We start from the raw sequence: 330 nt of genomic DNA on the forward strand, positions 1-330 counted from the left end.
CATCCACACCATCAGGACGAGCATTCCCGCCCCGAACTGGACGTCCGCCGAAAGGTTGATTCTCGCTCGGGGCCTCGGCGGCCTGCGCCTGGCCGTCCTCGGTTGGAGGGCTGGCGGCCTCGACGGCCTCAGCACAGACGTCCTCGGCCCCGGCACGGGGGTCGCCCTCGGCACGCGGACAGGCCTCGGCACGGGCGTCGGCCTCGGCACGGGGGCCCGTGTTGATGCCTGTGTCCTTTTCGGCGTGGCTGTCCGTGTGGGCGTCGGTGGTGTGGCTGTCGGCGATGGCGTCGTCGAGTTGGCGGGTGATGTCGGTGATGACGCGGGCCC

Annotated in this window: 1 protein-coding gene; it reads right to left on the reverse strand. The window is 71.5% G+C overall.

Annotation, left to right across the window (positions count from 1 at the left end):
* A partial coding sequence (locus N5079_RS35240; protein ID WP_261588560.1) for a hypothetical protein occupies positions 1-330 on the reverse strand: 330 nt, incomplete at both ends.

This window comes from Planotetraspora sp. A-T 1434, assembly GCF_025420585.1.
Lineage (GTDB): Bacteria > Actinomycetota > Actinomycetes > Streptosporangiales > Streptosporangiaceae > JAOEGB01.